The organism is Neptunicoccus cionae (assembly GCF_002860325.1).
In the GTDB taxonomy this organism is placed as follows: Bacteria; Pseudomonadota; Alphaproteobacteria; order Rhodobacterales; family Rhodobacteraceae; genus Amylibacter; species Amylibacter lutimaris.
Map to the genome: position 1 here is coordinate 167,801 of NZ_PKOJ01000003.1, position 24,921 is coordinate 192,721.

At 55.4% G+C, this 24,921-nt stretch carries 22 protein-coding genes; 9 read left to right on the top strand and 13 right to left on the bottom strand.

The window, feature by feature from the left end; all coding sequences use genetic code 11:
• Positions 1-120: 120 nt before the first annotated feature.
• Entirely contained in the window at positions 121-1,383 is a 1,263-nt protein-coding gene (locus C0U40_RS09715) for a sensor histidine kinase (protein WP_180957667.1), read from the bottom strand.
• A gap of 595 nt (positions 1,384-1,978) precedes the next feature.
• Here C0U40_RS09715 and uvrB point away from each other — a divergent pair.
• Positions 1,979-4,162: an excinuclease ABC subunit UvrB gene (gene uvrB, locus C0U40_RS09720; RefSeq protein ID WP_101655582.1), complete on the top strand. Its 2,184-nt coding sequence runs from the start codon at positions 1,979-1,981 to the stop codon at positions 4,160-4,162.
• A gap of 69 nt (positions 4,163-4,231) precedes the next feature.
• On the opposite strand, the gene C0U40_RS09725 is transcribed toward uvrB, so the two are convergent.
• Together C0U40_RS09725 and C0U40_RS09730 are read right to left on the bottom strand one after the other, a co-directional pair.
• Positions 4,232-6,526, bottom strand: a complete 2,295-nt coding sequence (locus C0U40_RS09725) for a glycosyl hydrolase family 28-related protein (protein ID WP_101655583.1) — start codon at positions 6,524-6,526, stop codon at positions 4,232-4,234.
• A 166-nt stretch (positions 6,527-6,692) separates the two neighbouring features.
• Positions 6,693-7,103: a DUF4864 domain-containing protein gene (locus tag C0U40_RS09730; RefSeq protein WP_101655584.1), complete on the bottom strand. Its 411-nt coding sequence runs from the start codon at positions 7,101-7,103 to the stop codon at positions 6,693-6,695.
• 140 nt (positions 7,104-7,243) lie between these two features.
• On the opposite strand from C0U40_RS09730, the gene C0U40_RS09735 reads away from it, so the two are divergent.
• The gene (locus C0U40_RS09735) at positions 7,244-7,726 is read left to right on the top strand and encodes a HugZ family protein (RefSeq protein WP_101655585.1); all 483 of its coding nucleotides are present in this window, start codon (positions 7,244-7,246) and stop codon (positions 7,724-7,726) included.
• A gap of 127 nt (positions 7,727-7,853) precedes the next feature.
• Here C0U40_RS09735 and C0U40_RS09740 read toward each other — a convergent pair whose 3' ends face one another.
• Positions 7,854-9,500 carry a lysine--tRNA ligase gene (locus tag C0U40_RS09740; protein WP_101655586.1) on the bottom strand — a complete coding sequence of 549 codons (1,647 nt, stop codon included), beginning with the start codon at positions 9,498-9,500 and terminating at the stop codon, positions 7,854-7,856.
• Between the two features lie 101 nt (positions 9,501-9,601).
• Between C0U40_RS09740 and C0U40_RS09745 the strand changes: the two genes are divergently transcribed.
• Entirely contained in the window at positions 9,602-10,033 is a 432-nt protein-coding gene (locus C0U40_RS09745) for a tellurite resistance TerB family protein (protein ID WP_101655587.1), read from the top strand.
• 4 nt (positions 10,034-10,037) lie between these two features.
• Positions 10,038-10,724: a glutathione S-transferase N-terminal domain-containing protein gene (locus C0U40_RS09750; RefSeq protein WP_286134886.1), complete on the top strand. Its 687-nt coding sequence runs from the start codon at positions 10,038-10,040 to the stop codon at positions 10,722-10,724.
• Between the two features lie 133 nt (positions 10,725-10,857).
• Here the strand turns inward: C0U40_RS09750 and C0U40_RS09755 are convergent, their stop codons facing one another.
• Positions 10,858-11,718: a calcium-binding protein gene (locus tag C0U40_RS09755; protein ID WP_101655588.1), complete on the bottom strand. Its 861-nt coding sequence runs from the start codon at positions 11,716-11,718 to the stop codon at positions 10,858-10,860.
• 289 nt (positions 11,719-12,007) lie between these two features.
• On the opposite strand from C0U40_RS09755, the gene rpsO reads away from it, so the two are divergent.
• Together rpsO and C0U40_RS09765 are read left to right on the top strand one after the other, a co-directional pair.
• On the top strand, positions 12,008-12,277 hold the full coding sequence (gene rpsO, locus C0U40_RS09760) for a 30S ribosomal protein S15 (RefSeq protein ID WP_101655589.1): 270 nt from the start codon (positions 12,008-12,010) through the stop codon (positions 12,275-12,277).
• 82 nt (positions 12,278-12,359) lie between these two features.
• Positions 12,360-13,574 (top strand): MFS transporter, encoded by a 1,215-nt coding sequence (locus C0U40_RS09765; RefSeq protein ID WP_101655590.1) that lies wholly within the window; start codon positions 12,360-12,362, stop codon positions 13,572-13,574.
• Between the two features lie 22 nt (positions 13,575-13,596).
• Here C0U40_RS09765 and C0U40_RS09770 read toward each other — a convergent pair whose 3' ends face one another.
• Complete coding sequence (locus C0U40_RS09770) at positions 13,597-14,076, bottom strand: hypothetical protein (RefSeq protein WP_286134887.1); 480 nt, start codon at positions 14,074-14,076, stop codon at positions 13,597-13,599.
• A gap of 309 nt (positions 14,077-14,385) precedes the next feature.
• On the opposite strand from C0U40_RS09770, the gene pnp reads away from it, so the two are divergent.
• Both pnp and C0U40_RS09780 read left to right on the top strand, forming a co-directional pair.
• Complete coding sequence (gene pnp / locus C0U40_RS09775; protein ID WP_101655592.1) at positions 14,386-16,509, top strand: polyribonucleotide nucleotidyltransferase; 2,124 nt, start codon at positions 14,386-14,388, stop codon at positions 16,507-16,509.
• Between the two features lie 78 nt (positions 16,510-16,587).
• A complete protein-coding gene (locus C0U40_RS09780; RefSeq protein WP_101655593.1) occupies positions 16,588-17,706 on the top strand; it encodes a hypothetical protein in 1,119 nt (372 codons plus the stop codon).
• Positions 17,707-17,719: 13 nt separating this feature from the next.
• Here the strand turns inward: C0U40_RS09780 and C0U40_RS09785 are convergent, their stop codons facing one another.
• The 5 genes from C0U40_RS09785 to C0U40_RS09805 all read right to left on the bottom strand — a co-directional run bounded on the left by C0U40_RS09785 (position 17,720) and on the right by C0U40_RS09805 (position 21,738).
• Positions 17,720-18,571: an alpha-1,2-fucosyltransferase gene (locus C0U40_RS09785; protein ID WP_101655594.1), complete on the bottom strand. Its 852-nt coding sequence runs from the start codon at positions 18,569-18,571 to the stop codon at positions 17,720-17,722.
• Positions 18,568-19,143, bottom strand: coding sequence for a CatB-related O-acetyltransferase (locus tag C0U40_RS09790; RefSeq protein WP_101655595.1), 576 nt, complete (start codon positions 19,141-19,143; stop codon positions 18,568-18,570). The genes C0U40_RS09785 and C0U40_RS09790 overlap by 4 nt, the downstream gene beginning before the upstream one ends.
• On the bottom strand, positions 19,136-19,864 hold the full coding sequence (locus C0U40_RS09795; protein ID WP_101655596.1) for a glycosyltransferase family 25 protein: 729 nt from the start codon (positions 19,862-19,864) through the stop codon (positions 19,136-19,138). The genes C0U40_RS09790 and C0U40_RS09795 overlap by 8 nt, the downstream gene beginning before the upstream one ends.
• Positions 19,849-20,892: a glycosyltransferase family 4 protein gene (locus tag C0U40_RS09800; RefSeq protein WP_101655597.1), complete on the bottom strand. Its 1,044-nt coding sequence runs from the start codon at positions 20,890-20,892 to the stop codon at positions 19,849-19,851. Before C0U40_RS09800 ends, C0U40_RS09795 begins: the two co-directional genes overlap by 16 nt.
• Positions 20,893-21,084: 192 nt before the next feature.
• Complete coding sequence (locus tag C0U40_RS09805) at positions 21,085-21,738, bottom strand: peroxiredoxin (protein ID WP_101655598.1); 654 nt, start codon at positions 21,736-21,738, stop codon at positions 21,085-21,087.
• 208 nt (positions 21,739-21,946) lie between these two features.
• On the opposite strand from C0U40_RS09805, the gene C0U40_RS09810 reads away from it, so the two are divergent.
• Positions 21,947-23,119, top strand: a complete 1,173-nt coding sequence (locus C0U40_RS09810) for a lytic murein transglycosylase (protein ID WP_286134889.1) — start codon at positions 21,947-21,949, stop codon at positions 23,117-23,119.
• On the opposite strand, the gene C0U40_RS09815 is transcribed toward C0U40_RS09810, so the two are convergent.
• Together C0U40_RS09815 and C0U40_RS09820 are read right to left on the bottom strand one after the other, a co-directional pair.
• A complete protein-coding gene (locus C0U40_RS09815; RefSeq protein WP_101655600.1) occupies positions 23,116-23,544 on the bottom strand; it encodes a hypothetical protein in 429 nt (142 codons plus the stop codon). The two genes, C0U40_RS09810 and C0U40_RS09815, sit on opposite strands and share 4 nt — an antisense overlap.
• Positions 23,544-24,911: a GMC oxidoreductase gene (locus C0U40_RS09820; protein WP_145991923.1), complete on the bottom strand. Its 1,368-nt coding sequence runs from the start codon at positions 24,909-24,911 to the stop codon at positions 23,544-23,546. The genes C0U40_RS09815 and C0U40_RS09820 overlap by 1 nt, the downstream gene beginning before the upstream one ends.
• Between the last annotated feature and the right edge of the window lie 10 nt (positions 24,912-24,921).

A 24,921-nucleotide genomic window follows, 5' to 3' on the forward strand; every position in this document is an offset into this window, starting at 1 on the left:
TTTGGGGTGATCTAGCGCATTATGAGCACTGACAAAAGGTAAAATACACCGCTCTGCGCTGCATTTCGCATCATTATTCAGCCGTATGATAGCGCGGCACACGGGGTTTGCACATATTTTTTAACGCGGCAGGGTTACACAAAAGGCCGCGCCGCCCATGGCTGACCCCGCAACGGCAATTTCACCGCCCAGCCTGCGCACGATCTTGCGCACCATCGGCAGACCGATTCCCGCGACCCTGCCCTCCTGTTCTGCACTATCCAAAGTCGTGAACAGGGTAAAAATTTTCTCTCGGTGTTCCTCTGCGATACCAGGCCCGTTGTCTTCAACCGAAATTTCAACCGTATGGTTCTTCTGCACGAGCCGTATCTTCAGGCTGGGATCTTTGGAGGCGCCATGTTTGACCGCATTCGATATAAGATTGCGCAGGACAATGGTCAGTTTCGCCTTGTCGACACGGATTTTATCACTGCCCTCGATTATGACCGGCAGATGGGGTGGCGCGTCCATTTCTACGATCGAACGCACCAGAAAACGCAGGTCCACCGTTTCCACCCGATCAGCGAGCGCACTGGTCCGCATCAGGCCGAGCGTGGCCTCCACCATAGCGTCAACACGCAATGTCCGCTCGCGGATGAGTTCCAGATCATCGCGGCTTTCCGCACCCAACCGTCCGTCATTCCCGTTACAATCGGTGATCACTTCCTGCACAAGAAACGCAATCTGTTTAAGTGGGGAGCGGATATCATGGGTGGCAATACGCGCCATATCCTCCAGATCATCTGCGTAATTATGCGCTGCAACCAGTTCGCGTGCGCGGCGGCGGCGGTCAGCGACAAGAAAGACAATCACCAGCGCCACTGAAACCAGAAATGCTGTTACCAGCAGAACGATTGCCCCGATAAACGTTGCGGTCCGCTGTGCCTGAATGGTCGCGCGGGCGATCAGTTCCTCTCTTGCAGCGGTGGCCACCTGCTGGATATTCATAAATGCGGAACTGTCATCAATGCGCACCAAAGGGTCTATCTGCGCCGGAGAGAGACCTTGATCGTGCAAGCTTTCGACCCGATCAATAGCGACAGAATACTGGGTGATAACACGACGTGTCGCTTGAAAACCGGAAGCCATGTCGAGGTGTTCTACCAGTCTGGACAACCCGTCCAGTTCTGCGAGTAGACGATCAACGTTCTTGCGCGCGGCATCGCGGTAGCCGGTTTCATCCGGTCGCAGAAGGTAGTTCTTAAAGTTGTGTATTAATCCCCCGTATCCCAACTCCCTTTCGAATTTCAACATCCGCGCTGCGAGTTCGGAGGCCAGATCCCGCTCCACCCGCGGCGACACCCAATTGGTGAATGTCAACAACGCCAGGGCTGTAATGCCCAACACTGCTCCGGCGGCCATAAAACCGAGCCTGTTAAAATATCTGCCTATCAATTCCATACATCGCCCCGGCGATTGCTCGGCTACAGGCTAAAAGCAATAGATTACCAAAAAGTGTACAGACACCGGAAACCGGTTCCGGCCAGTCGCATTTATATTCAGGGGAATTGGTAGGTGGCTATCGATCGGACGCAGGGAGCGAGGGGTGGGTGGGTGATATGCACCCGATCGATAGCCGGTCTTGCTGCTTGCAAGAACATTCAGGCATCTATTCGCCCGAATTGCAATCGCAAATATCCCAAAAGGTTGCATCTTGTGCAAATTAACAACTCTGAATTGCGCTTGGCGCCTTACTCTTTACTGCCCGATTTCCGGATATTTGTCGTTTAGGCCGGGACGGGTCCGGCCAACCCCACTATTAAAATCAATGGTAAAAAAATGGTTAACTTCATTAACAAATTTCCGCTTCGTCCTGACAGAAAATGTCACCAGAGTCCCGTTCACAAGACAGGGGGAATGGTGAAAGCCGGTAAAATCCCTTATTCAAACCTTGAACGGGAACAAAAGACGATCATTTAGTGACGTCAAAGGAGTCTCCATGAGTGAAATGCAAATGCCTCTGACCACGCCGGTCCCACAACATCGCGGGAAGCTTGAGGGCGGGCGCAAAATCGTGATGCACACGGAATTCAGCCCTGCCGGAGACCAGCCGACAGCCATTCGCGAATTGGTTGCCGGTGTGCGAGATGGTGAGCAAAATCAGGTTTTGCTGGGGGCAACCGGCACAGGTAAGACCTTTACAATGGCGAAAGTCATTGAGGAAACCCAGCGCCCTGCCATTATTCTGGCCCCGAACAAGACTCTCGCCGCGCAGTTGTACGGAGAGTTTAAATCATTTTTTCCGGAAAACGCCGTAGAGTATTTCGTCAGTTTCTACGATTATTACCAGCCAGAAGCCTATGTTGCGCGGTCGGACACTTATATTGAAAAAGAAAGCCAGATAAACGAACAGATCGACCGGATGCGCCACTCTGCCACCCGTGCGCTGATGGAGCGGGACGATGTGATCATCGTCGCTTCGGTGTCCTGTATCTATGGTATCGGGTCGGTCGAAACCTACACCGCCATGACGCTCGATCTGATTACCGGACAGGATTACGACCAGCGGTCCGTTATGGCAGATCTTGTTGCGCAACAATACAAGCGCAATGACAACGCCTTTACGCGTGGCTCTTTCCGCGTGCGTGGCGACAGTCTGGAAATCTGGCCTGCCCACCTGGAAGATCGCGGTTGGCGGCTGTCTTTCTTCGGGGAAGAGCTGGAGAGTATTGTTGAATTCGACACGCTTACCGGAGAAAAACACACCAGTCTGGACAAGGTACGCGTCTACGCCAACAGCCACTATGTGACCCCGCGTCCGACAATGAATCAGGCGATCAAAAAGATTAAGGAAGAACTGAAGATCAGGCTCAAACAGCTGGAAGACGAAGGCAAACTGCTAGAGGCCCAGCGTCTGGAACAACGCACGAATTTCGATCTTGAAATGTTAGAGGCAACCGGCGTGTGCAACGGGATTGAAAACTATTCCCGCTACCTGACGGGCCGCGCTCCGGGGGAACCGCCCCCTACACTGTTTGAATATATTCCTGACAACGCCATTGTTTTCGCAGATGAATCCCATGTTTCCGTTCCCCAGATCGGCGGCATGTACAAAGGCGACTATCGGCGCAAGTTCACCCTTGCCGAACACGGTTTCCGCCTGCCCTCCTGCATGGACAACAGGCCGCTGAAGTTCGAGGAATGGGATGCAATGCGGCCGCAATCGGTATTTGTTTCCGCCACTCCCCAGAAATGGGAACTGGAACAATCCGGTGGTGTCTTTGCCGAACAGATCATTCGCCCCACAGGCTTGCTTGATCCGCCGGTAGAAATTCGCCCTGTAGAGACACAAGTGGACGATTTGCTGGATGAAGTGCGCAAGGTCGCACAGGATGACGGGCGCGTGTTGGTCACGACCCTGACAAAGCGCATGGCCGAAGACCTGACCGAATATATGCACGAACAGGGTATCCGCGTGCGCTATATGCACTCGGACATCGACACGTTGGAACGCATTGAAATCCTCAGAGACCTGCGGCTTGGGACGTTTGATGTCCTGATCGGGATCAACTTGCTGCGGGAAGGTCTGGACATCCCCGAGTGTCGGCTTGTGGCAATTTTGGACGCCGACAAAGAAGGTTTTCTGCGCTCGGAAACCTCTCTCGTGCAGACGATCGGGCGGGCCGCGCGGAATGCCGAAGGCCGTGTGATTATGTACGCTGACAGGATCACCGGTTCGATGGAGCGCGCACTTGGCGAGACGAACCGGCGCCGCGAAAAGCAACATGCCTACAATCTGAAGCACGGGATCACACCGGAAACCGTCAAAAAGAACGTAGAAGATGTGCTGTCCGGCCTTTACGAGGGCGATACCGATATGTCGCGCGTAACTGCGAAAATCGACAAGCCTATGGTCGGTGCAAACCTTCAGGCGCATTTGGACGGGTTGCGCAAGGATATGCTGAAGGCGGCAGAAAACCTTGAATTTGAAGAGGCAGCCCGATTGCGCGACGAGGTGAAGCGCCTTGAAGCGGTCGAACTGGCGGTGGCAGACGATCCCCTTGCCCGCCAATCAGCGGTGGAAGCTGCATCTGAAGCCGCGCAGAAATCCAGAGGCCGCTCTACCGCAGGCAAGGCCGGAACGCGGGTCTACAAAGGCAAAAGCCAGAAACGTAAATTCTAGGCGCGATAAACACCTTGCCCGTCCCGAGGATCAGGACGGGCAAGGCTTTCAGCCGACCAAGGCGCCGGTTTAAATGGTGTCGTCGCAACGCACGGTCGCACGCACGGTCCCTTTTGCTGCTTCCGACCAATTGATATCAAAGCTTTTTCCATCCGTACCGACGCTGCCCTCACAGTAAGGCTGTGTATAAATTTTAGAGCCGGATGCATCGAGGATGGGACCATCGGGAACCAGCGCCGTTACATAGCGCGCCTGCCCGTCAAAAGGCATATGCTGGTTCAGACTGGTTCGCCAACTGTCGTCAGCTGTACCACGGCTGACCTCTACAGTGACGGGGTTCATAAAGGGCGCATCCACATTGTTAAATGTATTTCCCTCTACAGTGATGTTGCGGAATTTGCTGCTATCCAAACCGGCAATGGCATCATCGACCATTTCAACCCGCTGCAGAGACGGCCCGTTGAAGGCTTTGAAAACATTCCCACTGATGTTCAACCCGTTGATGAAATGGCCGGTGCCATGGGGTTTCAGCGAAAGCCACCGGAACCACGCCGCTGCACCCGAGGCGGTAAAATGGTTGCCTGTAACTGTAAGTCCGCCAAAGGAAAATCCGCTGGTAATACTGGGGGTGGCATCATGTTCATTGGTCCAGTCGATAAATGCGTTATCAACATAATTTCCGACAATTGTCATTTTCGGGTGGTTGCTGGTTATAACAACCCCCGCAGAGCGGATATTTCCGCCAGTGGCATCGTCCTGAAAGAAATGATTGCCGGACACAATTGCACCTGACCCGCCGATTATAGCCCAATGCAAGAACCGGAGCGCCCTGTTATGGCGCAGCTTCAGATCGTTGCTGTTACAATTAAACCCGATACTTACACGGTCAGACACGGCCAGTGGTTGTTCATTCGACAGCCACTGGTTGCGATCCAGCATCATCCCCGCACAGCCGCGCCCTGCAGAGGTGAGACCGCGATCTTTGGGTGAGGTGAAGAAGCAATCTTTCACGTGGAAAATCAAACCCGTATCCGCAAGGAGAATCCCACTGGAACGCCCATTACATGCGAACTCCAAATTCTCCAGCGTGAACCGTGCCAGATTGCTGAACCCTGAAAAATCCAGCATGTATCTGAACCGCGTAAAGGTGTAGCTCTGGCTCGCGGGGGCATCCCATAATGGATTGGACAGGGTGATCTTTCCAGTCCCTGCATCCACACTTCGCACATAGATTTCCCGCCCGACACCGCTTCCCGTCACCAGAGATCCCGCTTCAACACCCGCCGGACTGGACACGCCAGACAGGGTATACGGATCGTCGGCATCGTAGGTCGCCGTGCGGGTCACCGAAGTGACATCCCATTCCGCACTGGACGCGGCGGATATCCTGCCGTTTCGGATCACCCTGCGAGTGGAATAGGAACTTTTGTTGCCCACCGCCGCCTGCACGTCAATCGGGGCATCAATCTCTACCGACCGCCCTTGCAGATCAAGTGAATCATGGTCGGTAAAATTGAACAGCGCCTGAATGGCTTTCTTCAAAGCCAGCTCTTCATCGCCAAAGGCAGTAAAATATGTGGGGTAGTCGAAATTCTGCAAAAGTTGGAAAAGGGCATCATCAGGCATGGATACAATGCCTTGGAACCGGATTTCTGAAGCAATCGTGATAGAACTGTCCAGATAAAACTCCCCTGCCGGTACAAGAACCGTTCGCCCGTCCGCCGCCGCATCTGCAGCCTCGAAGGCCGCTACGTTGTCAGTCGTGCCATCTCCGATAGCGCCGAAATCCGTCACATCGACCACGTCTATAACAGAGCGGGTGTAAATGCTGCTCACATCTTCGATGATTAGATCGTCGATCCGCACCACGCCATCATTCACGCCCGTCAGATCTATGCCGAAATGCCCGTAGACAGCCTCCTGCCCCCAGACCATGTCAACTCCGCCCCGATTGCCAGAACCAACAATTGCTGAGACTTCAACCACCTCACCATAATTCTGAAGGGCCGTAGAAGGACCGGTTTCCACAACGCCGGACAAATGGGCACCGCCGCTTTTTCCAGCCCATGCTGCAATGCGAACGGATGGCAACGGGCCGCTCACAGCTTTGATACGCGCCCGTATCTGCCAGTAACTTCCGGGCTCCAGCGGCGTTTCGCCTGTGTAGCGCAGGCGCTGCGTCGTGTCGGTTTTCAGCAATTCAAGGCAGCCGCCAAAATCCGCATCCGCCGCAACAAGCGTTGCATTTGCAGCCCCGTCGTAAGTGTCCGTGCCCGGTGTGCCGTCTTCACGCGACCAAACGTCCAGACCGAATTCAAACGCGGGCGGCATCAATTGCAAACCGTCAGTTAGTGCTTTGTTCATCTATTTCCCTCTCAAATCCGGCAAACCGGCAAGGGTGCCCTGCTTGTCACAGGGCGCGCCGACTGCCGTGCAGCAATTCCACCACAAGCAGACTGAGGGTTAACAAAAGGGACTAAACAGGATGTAACGGTTCCGGACGCTGCCTTAAGCCACAATTAACCGGATTTTATACACCCACAGCGGGGGAACGTTCGATGCTGACACCACTGATGTGCCAGCTGCCATCAATTTGCGTCATGGAATAACGGGCGATATAGTACTGGCCCTGATTGTCCATGATCGAAACATATTGCTGAAGGGTTCCGTCTTCTTCCCGCAACTCCTTGAAGATCACTTCTGCAGGACGGTGGACCATCGGGTATCCCCGTTGCACCATAACACCGAACCGTTCAGGCGTGCGGAAAATCTCTTTAATATTCGGGGCTGCAAAGGTGAAGGCTGTCTCGAAATCATCCTTAAGGAAGGAGTCTATCTGGGCCCCGATGACAGCTTCAATATCGCTGTTTTGAGCCTGCGCCGGCGCAAGCCATAAGAAGCCGGCTGTCGCCAGTGTCGCAAAAAAGGTGAAAAACCGCATCTCAGACCTCCCCTAGGATGCCTTAAACCTAGTTCGTTACAAAGCGCGGTCAAACCGCTCTTGATCGCCATCCTGAAACACGCCATCAATACCACAGCCGTCAGAGCCATTCCCTAACATTCAAATAACAGGTCCGCACCATGCCCCAAGACCCGATCCGCCCCACGGATGCTGAAGCGATTACTCTGGCAAAGTCATTGATTCAAAACGCGAATTATGGCGCCCTTGCTTTTCTTGATCCGGAAACCCGTACCCCGACAGTAACACGGGTTGCCATTGGCACGACACCGGACGGCGTCCCGCTGACACTCATTTCGGATTTATCCGCGCACACCAAAGCTTTGCGCGCGGATTCCAACTGCGGCCTGCTCCTCGGAGAACCGAATAGCAAAGGTGATCCTCTCACTCATCCACGAATTTCCGTGCAAGCAGTAGCTTCTTTCGTGGACAGATCCTCACCGGAACACGAAGCCCTGCGCGGGCATTATCTTTCGACCCACCCGAAATCAAAACTCTATATCGATTTCGCCGACTTCAGCTTCGTGACGTTCAAAATCAACTCGGCCGCGCTAAATGGCGGTTTCGGAAAAGCCTATCACCTTACAGCCGCGGATCTGAGCTGACGTTTGGCCTTCTTCTGGCCGAAAGTATCCAAGCTCCGTCCGGCACCACCGGACACAAACCCGACAAAAAGGGCGGTGAATTCGCACTCACCGCCCGATTTCTTACACATTTTAGACAATCAAGCGTTTAGCCCAGCTCCCCCGCCAGCCCAGACTCGATCAACGCGATGGTCTCTTTCACACCGTAAAGGGCGATAAATCCGCCAAAGCGCGGACCTTGCGAAGCCCCCAAAAGGACCTCGTAGATGGCTGTAAACCAGTTGCGCAGCGGCTCGAAACCGTGGTTTTTTCCGACGGCAAAGACAATAGACTGCAAATCATCCGCATCACTATAATCCAGTGTTTCAACCGGCGCATCGCCTTTGCCCATCGCTGCGTTTTTCTTGTCGATCATAGCTTTGGCCACGTCCACATCCCGAAGCGCAGCGGCGAGATCTTCCAGTGCAGCCCGCTCCTGATCGCTTGGAGCACGGAATTTTTTGCTCGGCTTCACAAAATCATGGTAGTAGCGCACCGCAAAACCGGCGGCGGCATCCAGCGTCGGGTTCGCCTCGGGGGAAGCTTCGGGCGCATATTTGTTGATGAAACCCCAAAGTGCATCTTTTGTCTCGGCGCTCGACACAGAAGCCAAGTTCAGCAACATCGCAAAAGGCACCACCATATCGCTTTTCGGCACATCGGCACCGTGGATGTGGAACACCGGATTATTCAGCTGTGCAGCCGCATCCTGTGTTTCATAAGCCCGCAACTGCTGGTGGTATTCGTCAACGGCTTTGGGGATCACATCAAAATGCATCCGCTTGGCGGTTTTCGGCTTCAGATACATGAAGTAGGCCAGCGATTCAGACGAAGCATATGTCAGCCATTCATCTATCGACACGCCGTTGCCCGAAGTCTTGGAAATCTTGCGCCCCTCTTCGTCAAGGAACAGCTCGTAGGTGAAATGCTCCGGCTTGCGCCCGCCAAGAATTTCACAAATACGATCATAAATTGGCGTATTGGTGGAGTGATCCTTGCCATACATTTCAAAATCGACATCCAACGCAGCCCAGCGCGCGCCGAAATCCGGCTTCCACTGCAGCTTCACATTGCCACCCGTGACAGGCAGGGTGATCTCTTTCCCGTCCTCGTCATCAAAAGTGATCGTGCCGTTTTTCCCATCCACATGCTTCATCGGAACGTAAAGCACACGGCCGGTTTCAGGATGGATAGGCAGGAAGATCGAATAGGTTTCCTGACGCTCTTCCCGAAGCGATTTTAGCATCACTTTCATCACATCGTCGTAACGTTCTGCCGCACGCAACAGGATCTCGTCGAATTTGCCCTCACGGTAAAACTCGGTAGAGCTGATGAACTCATATTCGAACCCGAAGGTATCAAGAAAACGGTTCAGCATCGCATTGTTGTGGGCGCCAAAACTTTCATACTTCCCAAACGGATCAGGCACCGAGGTCAGCGGACGCTGAAGGTGCTCGACCAGACTGTCGGGATTGGGCACATTGCCCGGCACCTTGCGCATACCGTCCAGATCGTCGGAAAAACAGATAAGGCGGGTCGGAATATCCGACATCACCTCAAAAGCACGCCGCACCATTGTCGTACGCGCCACTTCGCCAAAAGTACCGATATGCGGCAGGCCGGATGGACCGTAACCTGTTTCAAACAGCACATAACCCTTTTCGGGCGGCGCCTTTTCGTACCGTTTCAAAATCTTGCGGGCTTCCTCGAAGGGCCATGCTTTGGAGCTCAGGGCAAGATTGCGAAGGTCAGACATTTTTATCATCCGGTTTTAAAGGGGTTCGAAGCTCACTCCCTATTGCTCCTGCCCGCTTGCGTCAATATTATCAAACCGATTAACCATTAAAGGGCGAAAGCATGACCCGCACAAACCCGACGGACAGTCTCTGGAACCTTCAAGACGGGCTGGTAGCCATGATGATTGCCACATCTGTCTCGGACGAACTGATCCGCACCGCCGAACTGCTGTCCATCGAACGGATTGTGAATCATCTGCCGATCTTCGGTGTCTATGATGCTGACCGGATTCGCGGAATTTCACAAAGCGTCTTTGACTTGCTCGAAGAAGAAGATGGTCTGGACGCCCTGTTCGGCATGGTACGCGAAGCAATCCCCGAGAGATTCCACGAAACAGCTTATGCGCTGTGTTGCGACGTAGCAGCTTCGGACGGGCATCTTCGCGAAAGCGAACTGCGCTTTCTTGAAGAAATCCGTTATGAACTGAACATTGATCGCTTGCACGGGGCAGCGATTGAACGGGGTGCCCGCGCGCGCCACCTTTCGGAATGATCGGGTGACACCGCTCGATTTTTACTACTGGCCAACGCCAAACGGCTGGAAGGTTTCCATTTGTCTTGAAGAAATGGGCCTTCCTTACACCACCCGAATGCTCAACATCGGATCCGGTGCACAGTTCGAGCCGGAGTTTCTGGCGATCAGCCCGAACAACAGAATGCCGGCTATTGTCGATTACGAAGCCGGCGACAGCCCTGTCCCCGTCTTCGAAAGCGGTGCAATCCTGCTGTATCTTGCGGAGAAGACGGGAAAATTCATCTCCACTGATCCGCTTCAGCGCAAGGAAACCTTGGAGTGGCTGTTCTGGCAAACCGGCAATCAGGGGCCGATGGCAGGCCAACACAGCCATTTTTACAATTACGCACCTGAAAGCGAACGGGACGGCTATGCGGCTGAACGCTACGCCGGTGAATACATGCGCTGTCTTGGTGTACTCGAACGACGTCTTGACGGACGGGACTATATCGTCGGAGAGTATTCAATCGCGGATATGATGTGCTGGCCTTGGGTACTCATCGGCAAGGCAATGGGCTTGTCGCTGGACGATTACCCCAACGTTGTGGCGTGGCGTAGACGAATAAAGGACAGGCCGGCGGTACAAAGAGGTGTCAATCTGGGCAAGGAAAGCCGCCCCAACCGCCCCCATACAGATGCGGAACGCAAAATCCTGTTCGGACAAAAATAATCCGAAAAGGCAAAGTGCCTTACCGGCTCTTTTTGGACCAAATATCCAAATCCGCTATCTCGGGCACGATCAGCCTGCGCAATCCGGCCTGCCTGCTTCGCTTAATCAGCCAAGGCAAAACCTTTAGCCGGTCTCAAACCAGCTTAAACTGTACATCCTCTACGCCCATTCCCTGCCCGCCCGGAACGCGCATCACCTCATGGCCGTCAACAAAGACTGACGCACCGGTTCCATCGGCAAAATCCAGAACCTCCACTTCAAAGTCCGAGAGATCCTGCACACCTTCGTGGCTGTCGATTTCAACACATAAAAGATCTTCCGCCGGATTGAAATCTTCTATGACAGGGGCGTCTTCGACCCATGTATTGGCATATGTTGTGAACCGGTCCGCACCTTCGCCGCCATAAAGCCCGGCTGTGCCATAGGCGTAAAGATCGTCGTCGCCGGCACCACCAAACATAAGATCGGGATCGTCAATGTCGCCGCTCCCAACGGAAACGAGCCGGTCGTCACCCTCTCCTCCGAATACGGTATCGGACTGAATGCCGGTGTCGATCACGTCATCGCCCGCGTCGCCGTAAATTTCCGAACGGCCGTGACCACCGGTGATCCTGTCGGCACCGTCACCGCCATAGATCAGCGAGTCATTGTCTCCGTCGCGTATGGTGTCGTCCCCGTCCCCTCCGTAAAACACGCTGTGACTGCCACCGTCAAAACCGCCTTGCAGGATGTCATCCCCGTTGCCGCCATAAAGCTCCACATCACCGTGCCAGTCGGTCAACATATCGTCGCCACCATCGCCGTAAACCACAGCGCCGGAGCGTTCCGCTGTGCCTGCAACATCCGGCGGTGCCTCAGGCATAAGAAGGCTTGTGTCGATGGGCAGGTTTTCTTCCTCTGACTCCCCGTCGGTTCCGGCCTCTTCATCGGCAACCGCGCCGCCCAGCGCGGAACCGGCCAAACCCAGCATCGAGAGAATAAGAACTTCCAACATAAAACACCCGTTTTACACCCGTAACTTACGCCAAACTGACAACGGCGCCTCCTCGGAGCCTAGCAGGAACCAGAAGAAAATTACAGATTTTCAATCGCTTATGGTTAACGCGCATTAACCTTAAGCAGAGAATTTAGGGCGCGTTTCCTTAAATTCATCCTTTTTCCTTTTCTTTCAGGTGATTCCCGCCTATAGACCCCCATCCGCCATTCGGGCGGTGCCTCCACGGGCCATGCTGGACGACATCCCGGCTTGTGCCATAACCCTTAACCTTATGAAGGAGACCCCGATGTCGATTACTCCAGAGCTTAAAGCTCAACTTATGAAAGAATATGCAACGAAAGAAGGCGACACAGGTTCGCCCGAAGTCCAGGTTGCAATCCTGACATCCCGCATCTCCACGCTGACAGAGCACTTTAAAACCCACAAAAAAGACAACCACTCCCGTCGTGGTCTTTTGAAACTGGTTGCTCAGCGTCGGAAACTGCTGGACTACACCAAGGCAAAAGACGAAGCACGGTACCAAGACCTGATCAAGCGTCTGGGCATCCGCCGCTAAGGCAACCGCCACTTACAGTTCGGAAACGCCGCACCGTGTTATCACGTTGCGGCGTTTTCCGTTTGGGGGTAGCGTCCCGCAAATGACCCGTAGATTTCGTTTTTCGTTACAATCATTCATTGTAATTACAATTTGTGTCTTCTTGTTTGGAATGGGCCAGTTCCACCGTGCCGCGGGAGCCATTGTCGCTCCGGTCTGGCAGGATGAATACCTGCTGACGGCGGACCAGCTTGGTCTGGTGATTTCCGTAATCTTTATAGTCAACATCGTCGCGCAGGGGTTTATCGGCTTCCTGCTGGACCGGGTCGGGCCGCGCCGGATTATCAGCCTGTTCCTGCTGATCCTCGCTTTTGGAACGCTGGCTTGTACATTCACTTCCAGCTTCACCACCCTTATCCTCGCCCGTATTCTGCTGGGGCTTGGCCTGTCTGTGGGCGGTGTTGGCATGTACATGCTGCTGGCGCGAAACTTTCCAGCGAGCCAATTCGGGTTTCTGAACGGGCTTATGGTAACACTCGGCGGTTTTGGCGGCTTGCTTGCCACCTATCCTCTGGCGGTTGGCATAGCGCGGTTCGGCTGGAACAATGTCTTTATCGGCCTGTCCGTCTTTACCGCTGCCTTCGCTGCTGCTGTGTTTCTCGTCACCAAGAAAGACCCCGTCGATTCACCGGAGGCAAACGGCCCTGCACCCGGATTTCTCGATCTCATCAAAGACGACAGGGTACGCCCCGTTCTGATCATGTCCACCGTGATCTGGGCCCCCATAACCGCCATAACCGGCCTTTGGGGTGGACCCTACTATAAGGCGGTCCATGCGCTGTCGTTAGAGGCGACCGGTCTGTTTCAGATGCTTTTCTTCTGCGCTACCATGGCATCAGGAACGGCCTACGGATTTATAGACCGTTGGGGACGGTTTTCACGCTACAGCGTTATCCTGACCGGCGCCCTGATTTCCGTGACCAGCCTTGGCGTTCTTGCAATCACTCCGGATATGCCGCTTTGGGCGGCTAATGTTCTGTTATTTGTTATGATCTTTGCCCAACAGTTCTATGTGCCACTGATCGCCCAATTACGCCAAGTGGTGCCCGATGCAGCTATCGGGCGGGCCACCAGCCTTTATACAATCATTGCTGTCGCAGCCATCCCCACCTTCCAGACGCTGTTTGGCGTGGTGATCCAGCAAACTGCCGGTCTGCCGGCAGAGCAGAGTTACCGGCTCGGATTTGCTTTAATGGCTGTGATGGTGCTCACTCCGACACTGGTCTTTGCCTTTTCAAAAGCCGCAAGGCAGCCCTGATCCGGCAAGGTCCAAAGCAGGATTATGGCGTCATTTCAACCGCAGGCCGTGTCAGAAACAATTCAAGCAAATAGGCCATAACCAGCGCCATCCCCACATGACCGATAAAGGAAGACTGGGTGTAGGCGCCAAAATCCATCATGAAACTGCGTCCGATAAACGGGGCCAGTATACCTTGCGCCACAAACCACAACGCGACACCGGACAGCACACCCGACATCCAACCCTGCAATCCCAATACCAGCCGCACAAGATAGACAAAGGTTCCAAACCCGATGCTGCCGATCAGGAAGTGCAGAACGAATGCCGTCGAATATTCCAATTGAATCCCGAACACTTTGGCCGTTATTGCCATAACAAGTTTGCTCGGCTGCAACGCGAAGCCGAAAATCTGGGGCGACACCAACCAGGCGTAGGCTTCAAACAGCGTTTCCCCGACCAATCCGGCAATCAGGATCGACATCAAAACGGTCTTTACGGGGGGAGTTTGGAGTTCGGACACGGTGCTTATTCCTCAAGCGTGTTAACAGATTGCCGGAACCTAGACCGATGAATGGAACAGGAATAGCCAACGCCCCTTCACGCAGGGACGCAATCCCGTGACCCACCCGTTATCAACACAAACTTCCAAGCCTGCCGGGGGGAAACGCCCTTTTGCTTTCCTTTTTGCCCAAGCTGCTGTATGGGGGCGCATCTGAAATGCAGTGATACGGCCCCGCCGCTGCAAACGATGGTACGGGGCGGGATGCAATGGGGCATCCAAACAACTAAGGCTATGCGGGAAGGCCCGATAGCCTAGACAGGAAAAAGTATGTTTGACGAAGTCAAAAAATCAATCGAATGGGGCGGCGAGACGCTGACCCTCGAAACAGGTAAAATCGCACGTCAGGCCGACAGCACAGTTATCGCCACTCTGGGTGAAACATCTGTTCTGGCCGCTGTTGTGTTTGCCAAAAAAGAAAAGCCGGGAATGGATTTCTTCCCGCTGACCGTAAACTATCAGGAAAAATACTACGCCGCCGGTAAAATCCCGGGCGGCTTTTTCAAACGTGAAGCCCGTCCGACCGAAAAAGAAACACTGACAGCGCGTCTGATCGACCGTCCGATCCGCCCTCTGTTCATTCCCGGCTTCAAAAATGAAACCCAGGTAACTCTGACCGTTCTGTCCCACGATCTGGAAAACGATCCCGATATGGTGGCAATGATCGCAGCTTCTGCTGCGCTGACACTGTCCGGTGCCCCGTTTATGGGTCCAATCGGCAGCTGCCGCGTTGGTTTTGTGAACGGCGAATATGTGCTGAACCCATCCGTGGACGACATGCACGAGCTGCGCAACAACCCTGAACAGCGCCTTGATCTGGTTGTGGCCGGTACAAAAGACGCCGTGATGATGGTTGAATCAGAAGCCTACGAACTCTCCGAAGCTGAGATGCTCGGCGCGGTTCAATTCGCTCATGACTCCATCCAGCCGGTGATCGACCTGATCATCGACATGGCCGAAGAATGCGCCAAAGAACCGTTTGATTTCCAGGCACCGGATTACTCCGACATCCTTGGCAAAATCACCGCAATCGGTGAAGCCGACATCCGCGCAGCTTTTGCGATCACGGACAAACAGGAACGCACAACTGCCATTTCCGCAGCCCGTGAAAAAATCATCGAAGGTCTGTCTGAAGAAGACCGCGAAGATGCAAACCTGTCTACTGCAATGAAAAAGCTGGAAAGCTCTGTTGTGCGCGGCGACATCGTGAACACCGGCAAGCGGATCGACGGGCGTGACCTGTCCACCGTACGTCCGATTGTTGGCGAAACCGGCCTGCTGCCACGGACCCACGGCTCTGCCCTGTTCACCCGCGGTGAAACACAGGCGCTGGCTGTGACTACACTGGGCACCGGCGACGACGAGCAGATGATCGACGCTCTGACAGGTATGTTCCGCTCCAACTTCATGCTGCACTACAACTTCCCGCCCTACTCGGTTGGTGAATGTGGCCGTATGATGGGCCCTGGCCGTCGTGAAATCGGTCACGGCAAACTGGCATGGCGCGCGTTGCAGGCTGTTCTGCCTGCTCCGACAGATTTCCCTTACACCATCCGCGTTGTATCAGAGATCACGGAATCCAACGGTTCCTCCTCTATGGCATCCGTTTGTGGTGGCTCCCTGTCCATGATGGACGCGGGCGTTCCACTGAAAGCACCGGTTGCCGGTGTTGCGATGGGCCTGATCCTTGAAGATGACGGCAAATACGCTGTTCTGACAGATATCCTTGGTGACGAAGACCACCTTGGTGACATGGACTTCAAAGTAGCTGGTACAGAAAACGGCATCACGTCCCTGCAAATGGACATCAAGGTTGCCGGTATCACCACCGAGATCATGGAAAAAGCGCTGGCACAGGCCAAAGACGGCCGTCTGCACATTCTGGACGAGATGAACAAGGCTCTGTCCGAAACAGGGGCTTTCTCCGAGCACGCGCCACGCATCGAAACCATCAATATCAATCCGGAGAAAATCCGCGAAGTGATCGGTTCCGGTGGTAAGGTAATCCGCGAGATCGTTGAAACATCCGGTGCAAAAGTCGACATCAACGACGACGGTGTAATCAAGATCGCCTCTTCCAACGGTGCGCAAATCGAAGCCGCCCGCGAAATGATCATGTCCATCGCAGCAGAACCCGAAGTCGGCACAATCTACACCGGCACTGTTGTGAAAGTGATGGACTTTGGCGCATTCGTAAACTTCTTTGGCAAGCGGGACGGCCTTGTGCACGTCTCTCAAATGGCGAACGAGCGTGTTGGCCACCCTAAAGACGTTGTCTCCGAAGGCCAGTCCGTAAAGGTCAAACTGATGGGCTTTGACGATCGTGGCAAGGTTCGCCTGTCCATGAAAGTTGTCGATCAGGAAACCGGCGAAGAAATCGCCGCAGCCGAATAAAACAGTCCACGCCGGATCACTTCCGGCGCCCTGTTTGGAAAATACGAAAGGCCCTGCACACCGCGGGGCCTTTTGTTTATGTCAGCACATGTTTTCCACGCTATAACAGTGGAAATCACACCCAATGCCAAAGCGATCATGCCCCCACACGCCCATATCCTGACAGACATAGACCCCCGCCTGTTCCTGAAGCAGACACCGGACAAACAACCGGAATTTCAGGGCGTGCGCTTTACCTTCGGGTTAGAAGTAGATCCCGCTGCCGATGTGCTGATCATCTACACCCGAGCGTCATGGTCGCTGCAAACCACCCTACCCCGCGCCCGCACATTTTTCGTTGCCGGAGAGCCGGAGGAAATTCACCCCTATTCTGCCGCCTTCCTGAACCAGTTCGCCGCCGTTGTCGCACCGGGTAAAAAGCCGCTTGAAACCGAACGGCTTGACCATAATTACTGTCTGTTGTGGTTCGCCGGAGTGGACTTTGCCAATCTTGACGGGGCACTTGGCTATGACCACTTCAAAGCGCTCCAGCCCCCAGCCAAAGATGACAAAATCTCCATCGTCACCAGCACCAAGGCCAGCACAGAATATCACCGCAAACGACTCGCGTTTATAGAGGTATTGAAAGAAAAAATCCCCGAACACATCGAACTTTACGGGCGCGGTTTTAAACCTGTTGATGATAAAATGGATGCGCTTTTGCCCCATAAATACCACCTCGCGCTCGAAAACGGTGCAGGGCGATATACCTGGACGGAAAAGCTCTCTGATCCGCTGCTCTGCTGGGCGCTGCCGTTTTATGTCGGCTGCACCAATGTGGCCGATGAACTGCCCGCAGACAGCATCGTGCCGCTGGATATGGACCGACCCGGAGAGGCAATCAACCGCATGATGAAGGCCCGAACGGACGATTTGTGGTCGGACAGGCTCGACACGTTGCGCATAACCCGCGATCTGCTGCTGGAAGAGTTCAATACAATGGGCCTTTTCGCACGGCTGACGAAACAGGGGATGGAAACACCCACAGCCTCAGGGACCAAGCGGATGATCTACGCCGAACGCGCGCTGCCGCCGGAAAAGGGCAGTCGTGGAAGCCTGCCCGAAATGATCCTGCGGCGCGGGATCTCGACACTCGCACCCGGTTTCGATCTGCGCATGGCCCGATTGCGCAAACGCATGAAGGAAAAACGCGGTTGACGGTCAGGGGCGTCTAGATCGTCAACCAGCTTTCCGGCAGGATGTCTGGATTGGTCTTGTCAGGATCCGCATACCAACGGGTTGGCGCGACTACGGATTTCGCCGGATCGGGGTTCAGCCACGCCCCCCACCATGAAAACGAGGAATTGGCGATGATGTGGTGCTTGCAGGCCGCCATCAACCGCAAGTCCTCATAGTTTGTATCCCCGTCGTTATGCCCCACATAGCGCACCTCAAACGGCAGCTTCAGGTTCTCGGCCACCCAAGCCGGATCATCCGAAAACGCATAAATAACCGGCGATTCCACCTGCTCTGCAACAAAGCCGGCTGCCCGTTCGTAGTAGTTGAGATCGCAAGTGCCGTGGGCCGCGTTATACTTTTCGTTGCTGACGTAATCTCCCCGCCGGATGTGCAGGGACACCGCAGTACAGCCCGAGATTTCCGCCAGCATCTCGGCATTCTTGGCATTCGGCGGCGTCACAATCTGCAAGTCCTCACGAATCTGCGCCGCAAAATCCGCAAAGTAGTGTTCAGATTGCCAGTAGCCCTTAAGATGGGTGTTGTCCCCCAGATGCTCATACCCCGCATCATAGCCCATGGATGCCTCACGGTAGGTTTTCATCCCGCCGCCGCGCAGCAGTTTAGACAACACCTTTATCGCCCCATCCTCTTTGGCTGGAGGCAGGTTCTCAGGCGGAACGGTTTTGATGTTGAAATGGTCCAGCCCCACCTTGAAGGCTTTGGGGCGGTCGTAGTCCCGCAGGTCAAGCGACAGATCCACTCCGTGGCGCAGCGCCAGTGCCCGTCCGGCGCAATACTGGAACAGCTGGTTGCCCAGCCCGCCACGAATTCGGGTCGAAATCATGTCTCTGCCTCTAGTCGTTTGATCTCTGCTGCGGCAGCGTCACGATCCAGCAACCACCATTCACTGGCTGCAATGGCCTGTTCCCGATCCGCTGGAAAACGCTTCCGGATCACGCGCGACGGACTGCCCGCAACAACCTCGAAGGGGGCCACATCTTTTGTAACCACAGAATTTGCACCGATAACGGCCCCGTTGCCAATCCGCACCCCCCGCAGGATCACGCATTGCGCCCCGATCCACACATCATGCCCGATCTCGCAAGGCTTCGCTGTCAGTTCCGCAAACGTGTCTCTCGCAAATTCGGCAGAAGTCGACACAGCCTCAAGATCATGTTCTCCGGGACCGATGATCACATTGTCCGCAATCGAACAATACCGGCCGATCCGGGCCACAGTCACCGAACAATTATTCCCCAGATAGCTGTACGCGCCGATTGCACTGTGTTTGTCCAGATAACTGCCCCGCTGGATTTTAACACCCCTGCCGATTTCCGCACGCAGGGAAACCCGCCCGCTTTTAATCCGTGTGCCCATGCGTTTGTTGAACAGCATCCGCCCCAAGACGTTAGACATCTTTACTCCGTCTTTTCACAGACCGCCGATACCGCAGCCGTTTCCATTCGCGCCCGAGTTTCTCGCTCAAGGGCTTGCGGGTGGAAATGGTGCTGCCGCCGGATTGCGCAGTCCGGTCTTCAACACCCGAAGGCACCACACAACAGGGTTTTAATCCGGTGTGCCAGTGGCTTTGCAGGAAGGTATCAACAGGACGGTCAATCTGCTCTGTCAGGGCCAGCAGCTTTCTCGCTGCAGCGTTGCTGACCATCTGCGCCGAGGTGCGCAAGGGGGTTACAGCAGGCTGCAGTATGCGAAGATTGCCTTTCTTGATCACGGATCTGCACTCCAGAATCTGGCGGGTCTGGAACTGGATGTAACCTAATTCCGAGACATGTTCAGCCGCAAAGGCTGTGGCTTCTGCAAAGCCATCCAACAAGGCCACGTCGTCCTCCAACACCAACGCGGCCTCCAGCCCCTTGTCCACGATAAGCTGCCAAGCGGTGCGGTGGCTCAGAAAGCAACCCAGTTCACCGGGGTTTAGGGGAAACGGATAGCGTGGCTTGAACAGCGGACGATCCGCAAGAACCCGCTCCGTATGTTCAGCGGACAACATACAGCCCTCTACCGCTGACATAACGTGTGCAGGATAGGGCGAACCTGCCAACAGCCCGTCCACCTGCGCCCTGCGCGCAGTGGCGCGGGCCAGATGGATAATCAGGGTTTCTATCCGTTCTGCCATAATGCCTCGTAGACCTGTGCGATTCCTGCGACTTCTGTTTCTATACTATGATGTTCCCGCGCCCGCGCCACTGCCGCGTCAGACATTTCGGACAATTGAGCAGCATCCGCCAGAAGTGTGCCTATTTCGCCAACAGCTCCGGCCACGTCTTCCTGCGCCACCACACGGCCAGCCGTGCCTGTGCCGCTGAATGCGCGGTAATACCCCGCCTCGCTCGCTACAAAAGGCGCGCCCGAGGCCATCGCCTCCAGCGGGGTCATTCCGTAGCCTTCATAGCGGGGCAGCGCCACCAGCAGGGAAATTCCGCGCATCAAAGCGGGGAGCTTTTCGGGGGGCAGTTCGCCGACAAACAGGATGCGGTCGGACAATCCCGCGCTCGCAACCCGCGCCTTCAAATCCTGCTCGAATGCGCGGTGTTCCCGCGCTGCACGCCCCACAACAAGGGCCACCCCTTCCGGATGCTGCGGCAGTATACGGATCATTGCATCTACAAACAGGTCGGTGCCTTTTTCAGGGCGCACCCGTCCGACAGTGGCCAGACCGAAACGCCCGCCATACCCTAATGCCGCCCAATCCGCGCGGCGGTCCTGTCCCGGAGAGAAGCGTTTCGTATCAACGCCGTGGGGCACAATTGCTCGCACATGGGGCACGTATTTGGCAGCCTCCGGCGTGGTTGCAATCACCGCATCCATGCGATTGATCAGCCAGCGGGGGTAAGCGGAATGGAACCGTTGCGCCGCCGAGGTGAAAACAATCCGGATCGGGCGGCGCAATACATCCCGCGCCCAAATCGCCACCCGCATTTCGGGATTGCGGCGCACGTGCCAGATTGCAAAGGGGCGGCCCTGCGGTGGTGTTTTACTGGCAGCAATTGCCGCCTTTCTCGCGATCGGTGCAGGACATCCGGGCAAGGCTTCTCCCACCAGCGCCAGATCGAAATTTCTTTGCTGCACCCCGACGACCCCTGCCGCCGTGGCAGAGACTCCGGTGAAGTTCGGATTGAAATTGGTGACGAAAAGCTCTGTCACACAGCCCCCTTTGTCCTATGAGAATCTCGGGCAGTCTGCCGGATATCACAGATGTTAACTGTCTCTATACGGCACAGTTCATAAGGGCGCAAACAAGGGATGAGCGGAGGGGCTGGTAATCTTCCGCCCATAAGAGGCCAAGTCCGTAAGGGGATGCACGGCAGATGTACCCGCCGTGCATGATGGCTAGCTTTACGCCGGCAGTTTGGTCTTGCGCAGATAGGGCAGAACGGTTTCAAATTCGCCGAATTTCTTCTTCGCATCTTCATCAGATACGGCCGGCGGAATGATCACATCTTCGCTCGTTTGCCAGTTCGCGCCCGTTGCAACCCCGTGTTTCGCCGTGGTCTGCAAGGCATCCAGTGCGCGCAAGATTTCCGCAAAATTGCGCCCTACGGTCATCGGGTAGGTCATCGACAGTTTCAACTGTTTGTCCGGCCCGATAATGAAAACGGAACGCACGGTTGCGCTATCCGCAGGGGTACGTCCATCCGGCAGATAGGCTTCGGCGGGAAGCATATCAAAGGCTTTGGACACTTCGAGCCCCTCATCCGCGATGATCGGGAATCCCGCCTTCGCGCCGGAGACTTTTTCAATGTCCACTTTCCACTTCTTGTGCTCCGGCACACCGTCCACAGACACGCCCATCACTTTGGTGCCGCGTTTTTCCCATTCATCGGCAAGTTGCGCAACCGCACCGAATTCCGTGGTGCACACAGGGGTGAAATCCTTCGGGTGAGAGAAAAGAATCGCCCAGCTGTCGCCAATCCAGTCATGAAACTGGAACGTTCCCTGATCCGTTTCAGCGGTAAAATTCGGCACAACATCGTTAATACGCAAACCCATGGTCTTCTCCTGTGATTTGGTTCGTTTGGCTACAGTTAGGGATGCCGCAAGGGAAAGTTCAAGGCTGAAACACACAATGTGATATGACAGCCCGCAGCTCCGCTGTCTTTTGCCGACAGATGCACTAGGTTTCGATTTTGCTTGCGCCGCAGAGGCGGCCTGTGTTCCTTCGCACCAAATTCTCACCCGTCACAGGATGGTCCGTTTTATGAAAAACCTTTTGGCAACTGCTCTGATCGCTACACTTGCAACCCCGACACTCGCACAGACCTGTGGAGGCTCGTTCAGCAGTTTCCTATCCGGCATCAAGGAAGAAGCCGTCGCCAAGGGGCACAATCCCGCCAAAGTGGATCAGTTTCTGGCCCATGCGCGGCAGGATCAGAAGGTGATTTCTGCGGACCGCGCACAAGGCGTGTTCAAACTGGATTTCACCGATTTCGCCAAACGTGTCATCAGTGCAAACCGCATGGCCAAAGGAAAGGCGAACCGCCAGAAATATGCCTCTGTGTTTGATCGCATCCAGAAAACCTATGGTGTTGATCCCGCCGTCATGCTTGCATTCTGGGCACTGGAGACCGATTTTGGCGCAGTGCAAGGAGATTTTAACACGCTCAACGCACTGCTGACGCTAAGCCACGACTGCCGCCGCCCCGAACTGTTCCGCCCGCAGATTTTCGCAGCCCTGACCCTGTTTGAACGGGGCGATTTCTCACCCGCCAAAACCACAGGCGCTTGGGCGGGGGAAATCGGCATGGTGCAGATGCTGCCCAAGGACATTATCGAACGGGGCGTAGACGGGGATGGTGACGGGCATGTGTCGCTGAAAACCTCGGCAGCAGATGCGCTGATGTCCGGTGCAAATGTGATTTCCCACCACGGATGGCGCCCGAACGAGCCGTGGCTGGTCGAAGTTACGGTCCCACAATCCCTTGATTGGGAAAATACCGGCCTGCACGCCAGCCGCAGCGTCGCGGATTGGGCCGCCGCAGGGGTCAAGGCGCGGGGTGTCAACATGCCCAACGGCGGCTTGCAAGCCTCGCTGCTGCTGCCGCAGGGGCGCAAGGGTCCGGCGTTTCTGGCCCTGCCGAACTTCAAGGTTTACCTCGAATGGAACCAGTCGCTGGTCTATGTGACCACCGCCGCTTATTTCGCGACCCGCCTTGCCGGTGCGCCCCGTTTTGACGAAGGCAACCCCGAGCCGGGTCTGTCTGACAGCCAGATGAAATCCCTTCAGCAAAAGCTGAAATCCCGCGGGTATGACGTGGGTAAAGTGGATGGCATTCTGGGGGCAAAAACCCGCGATGCCGTGCGTCAGGAACAAATCCGCCTTGGCCTTCCGGCAGACGCATGGCCCACCGCCGGATTGCTCTCGAAAATTTAAAGGGGCGCGTTAAAGGCCGAAAGCTGATTGGAACATGGCGCGCCATGAGGATCGAAAAAGCCGGTATATTCGACCGGCTCGCCCGTTTCGGCAGCTGCAATAACGGTGCTCGACATGGCGAAACGGTGGATCATAAAGGCCTCGATCCAGTCCGCGCCGTCATAGCCTTCGGGCAAGCCAAAGGCCGCATCCATGAAATAGAGCGTTTGCGCAGAATCAAGCTTGGTCTCCCTGCGCAAAAACACATCTGCATCGGCAAGAAACGGTTCAACAACATCTGAAGGAAGGTTCCGCCCGTAGACCCGCCGCAGCGCTGCACGTCCGATTTCAACAAACCCTTGCGGGCGAAAGTTAAAAGCCGCTAGCCCTGCAGCAACGACAACTGCCCCGCCAGATAGCAAAAGGGTTCTGCGAGAGATGCCCATCACACCGCCCTTCCCGCACGCAAGGACAGGGCCGACAGGGTCAGCGTCGGGTTCGCCGCCGGTCCTGTGGGGAAGCTGCCCGCGCCGAGCGCCAGCAGGTTCCGCACGCCGTGACACTTCAGTTCAGGATCAACCACCGAATCCGCCGGATCAACACCCATTCGGTGTGTCCCCTGAATATGGTCTTCGGAAACCAGTCGCGGGCTGACGGTCTGCCCCTCAATGTCAAACGGCAGGATTTCCGGCAGCTTCGCCACCGCTGCATCCAGCGCCTTAAACCCGTAGTCTGTATGCCCGCCCCATTCTGTCACGACTTCACCGTCCCGCAACACCACGCGGTTGTCAGCCACAGGCAAATCCTCGGCAATCAGTTTAAGACGCATCCGTTCTGTCCAGCGCCCCTGCTCCCCCCGCAGCGCCGAAGGGGCGTTGTGGTTCTCCATCAGAACCGCGCCATAGTCCGACCTGTGCGCCCCGTCATAAAGATCGTAACCGTGTCCGGTGATCGACGTGCCACCGTAATAATTCCTTTGCCCCGCACCGAGGTCCAGCAGCACCGTCACCGCAACCTGTTCGTGCAGATACCGGCCCAGCGCAGCAGATTGCAGCCCCGATCGCAGCAGGATGCCCGCATTCCAGATCGCATTGGTACCAAGCGCCACAAGGTCGCCCTTCAACAGATGTTCTGCACCTTTCGGATCGCGTACCAGAACACCTTTTGCCACCGATCCGGCCAGATCGACGGCCCGGACTTCACTATCCAGCAACAGGGAAACGCCTTCGCGCGCGAAGAGGTCCACACTATTCGGGATCGAAAATTTTGCATCCACGGGACAGAGATCACAAATCCCGTTTACGCAGCATTGCGCGCGCCGCCCGCCGTTCGAACGTGCAGTCGGCTGGGCGAACCAGTTGCGTGAATAGGCCTGCAACACCACATCGGTACGGCTCGGGGCGTGGGGCGGATAGGGAAACGGCGTGCTGCGGGGCAGAATATGATCCGATCCCCCGCCGGAGACCTCCATCACCTGTTCCACTTCACCGTAAAGCGGCTCAAGTTCATCATAGCCCAAAGGCCAGTCCACCCCGACACCATAAAGACTGTTCAGCCTGAAATCATTCGGATGGAACCGCGGTGTGCAGGCCCACCAACAGTTCGAATTCCCCCCGAACAGCGTATGCGCCTTCCACCGTTTGAGATAGCCGGAGCGATTGTCGACGGGGATATCCTCATCAACGAGGATGTTGTTTTCCAACTGGTCGGCATGGGGCTGTATAGTCCCTTTTTCCACCACCAGAACCCGCAGGTTTTCGGGCAGGCCGCGCAGAAAGAACATCGCCGCAAAGCTTGAGCCTGCGATAATCACGTCCCAAGTT

Bases quoted from the DNA above. Each gene is read 5' to 3' on its own strand.
- uvrB (WP_101655582.1), top strand. From the start codon at position 1,979: ATGAGTGAAATGCAAATGCCTCTGACCACGCCGGTCCCACAACATCGC.
- C0U40_RS09725 (WP_101655583.1), bottom strand. From the start codon at position 6,526: ATGAACAAAGCACTAACTGACGGTTTGCAATTGATGCCGCCCGCGTTT.
- C0U40_RS09730 (WP_101655584.1), bottom strand. From the start codon at position 7,103: ATGCGGTTTTTCACCTTTTTTGCGACACTGGCGACAGCCGGCTTCTTA.
- C0U40_RS09735 (WP_101655585.1), top strand. From the start codon at position 7,244: ATGCCCCAAGACCCGATCCGCCCCACGGATGCTGAAGCGATTACTCTG.
- C0U40_RS09740 (WP_101655586.1), bottom strand. From the start codon at position 9,500: ATGTCTGACCTTCGCAATCTTGCCCTGAGCTCCAAAGCATGGCCCTTC.
- C0U40_RS09745 (WP_101655587.1), top strand. From the start codon at position 9,602: ATGACCCGCACAAACCCGACGGACAGTCTCTGGAACCTTCAAGACGGG.
- C0U40_RS09755 (WP_101655588.1), bottom strand. From the start codon at position 11,718: ATGTTGGAAGTTCTTATTCTCTCGATGCTGGGTTTGGCCGGTTCCGCG.
- rpsO (WP_101655589.1), top strand. From the start codon at position 12,008: ATGTCGATTACTCCAGAGCTTAAAGCTCAACTTATGAAAGAATATGCA.
- C0U40_RS09765 (WP_101655590.1), top strand. From the start codon at position 12,360: ATGACCCGTAGATTTCGTTTTTCGTTACAATCATTCATTGTAATTACA.
- pnp (WP_101655592.1), top strand. From the start codon at position 14,386: ATGTTTGACGAAGTCAAAAAATCAATCGAATGGGGCGGCGAGACGCTG.
- C0U40_RS09780 (WP_101655593.1), top strand. From the start codon at position 16,588: ATGTCAGCACATGTTTTCCACGCTATAACAGTGGAAATCACACCCAAT.
- C0U40_RS09785 (WP_101655594.1), bottom strand. From the start codon at position 18,571: ATGATTTCGACCCGAATTCGTGGCGGGCTGGGCAACCAGCTGTTCCAG.
- C0U40_RS09790 (WP_101655595.1), bottom strand. From the start codon at position 19,143: ATGTCTAACGTCTTGGGGCGGATGCTGTTCAACAAACGCATGGGCACA.
- C0U40_RS09795 (WP_101655596.1), bottom strand. From the start codon at position 19,864: ATGGCAGAACGGATAGAAACCCTGATTATCCATCTGGCCCGCGCCACT.
- C0U40_RS09805 (WP_101655598.1), bottom strand. From the start codon at position 21,738: ATGGGTTTGCGTATTAACGATGTTGTGCCGAATTTTACCGCTGAAACG.
- C0U40_RS09810 (WP_286134889.1), top strand. From the start codon at position 21,947: ATGAAAAACCTTTTGGCAACTGCTCTGATCGCTACACTTGCAACCCCG.
- C0U40_RS09815 (WP_101655600.1), bottom strand. From the start codon at position 23,544: ATGGGCATCTCTCGCAGAACCCTTTTGCTATCTGGCGGGGCAGTTGTC.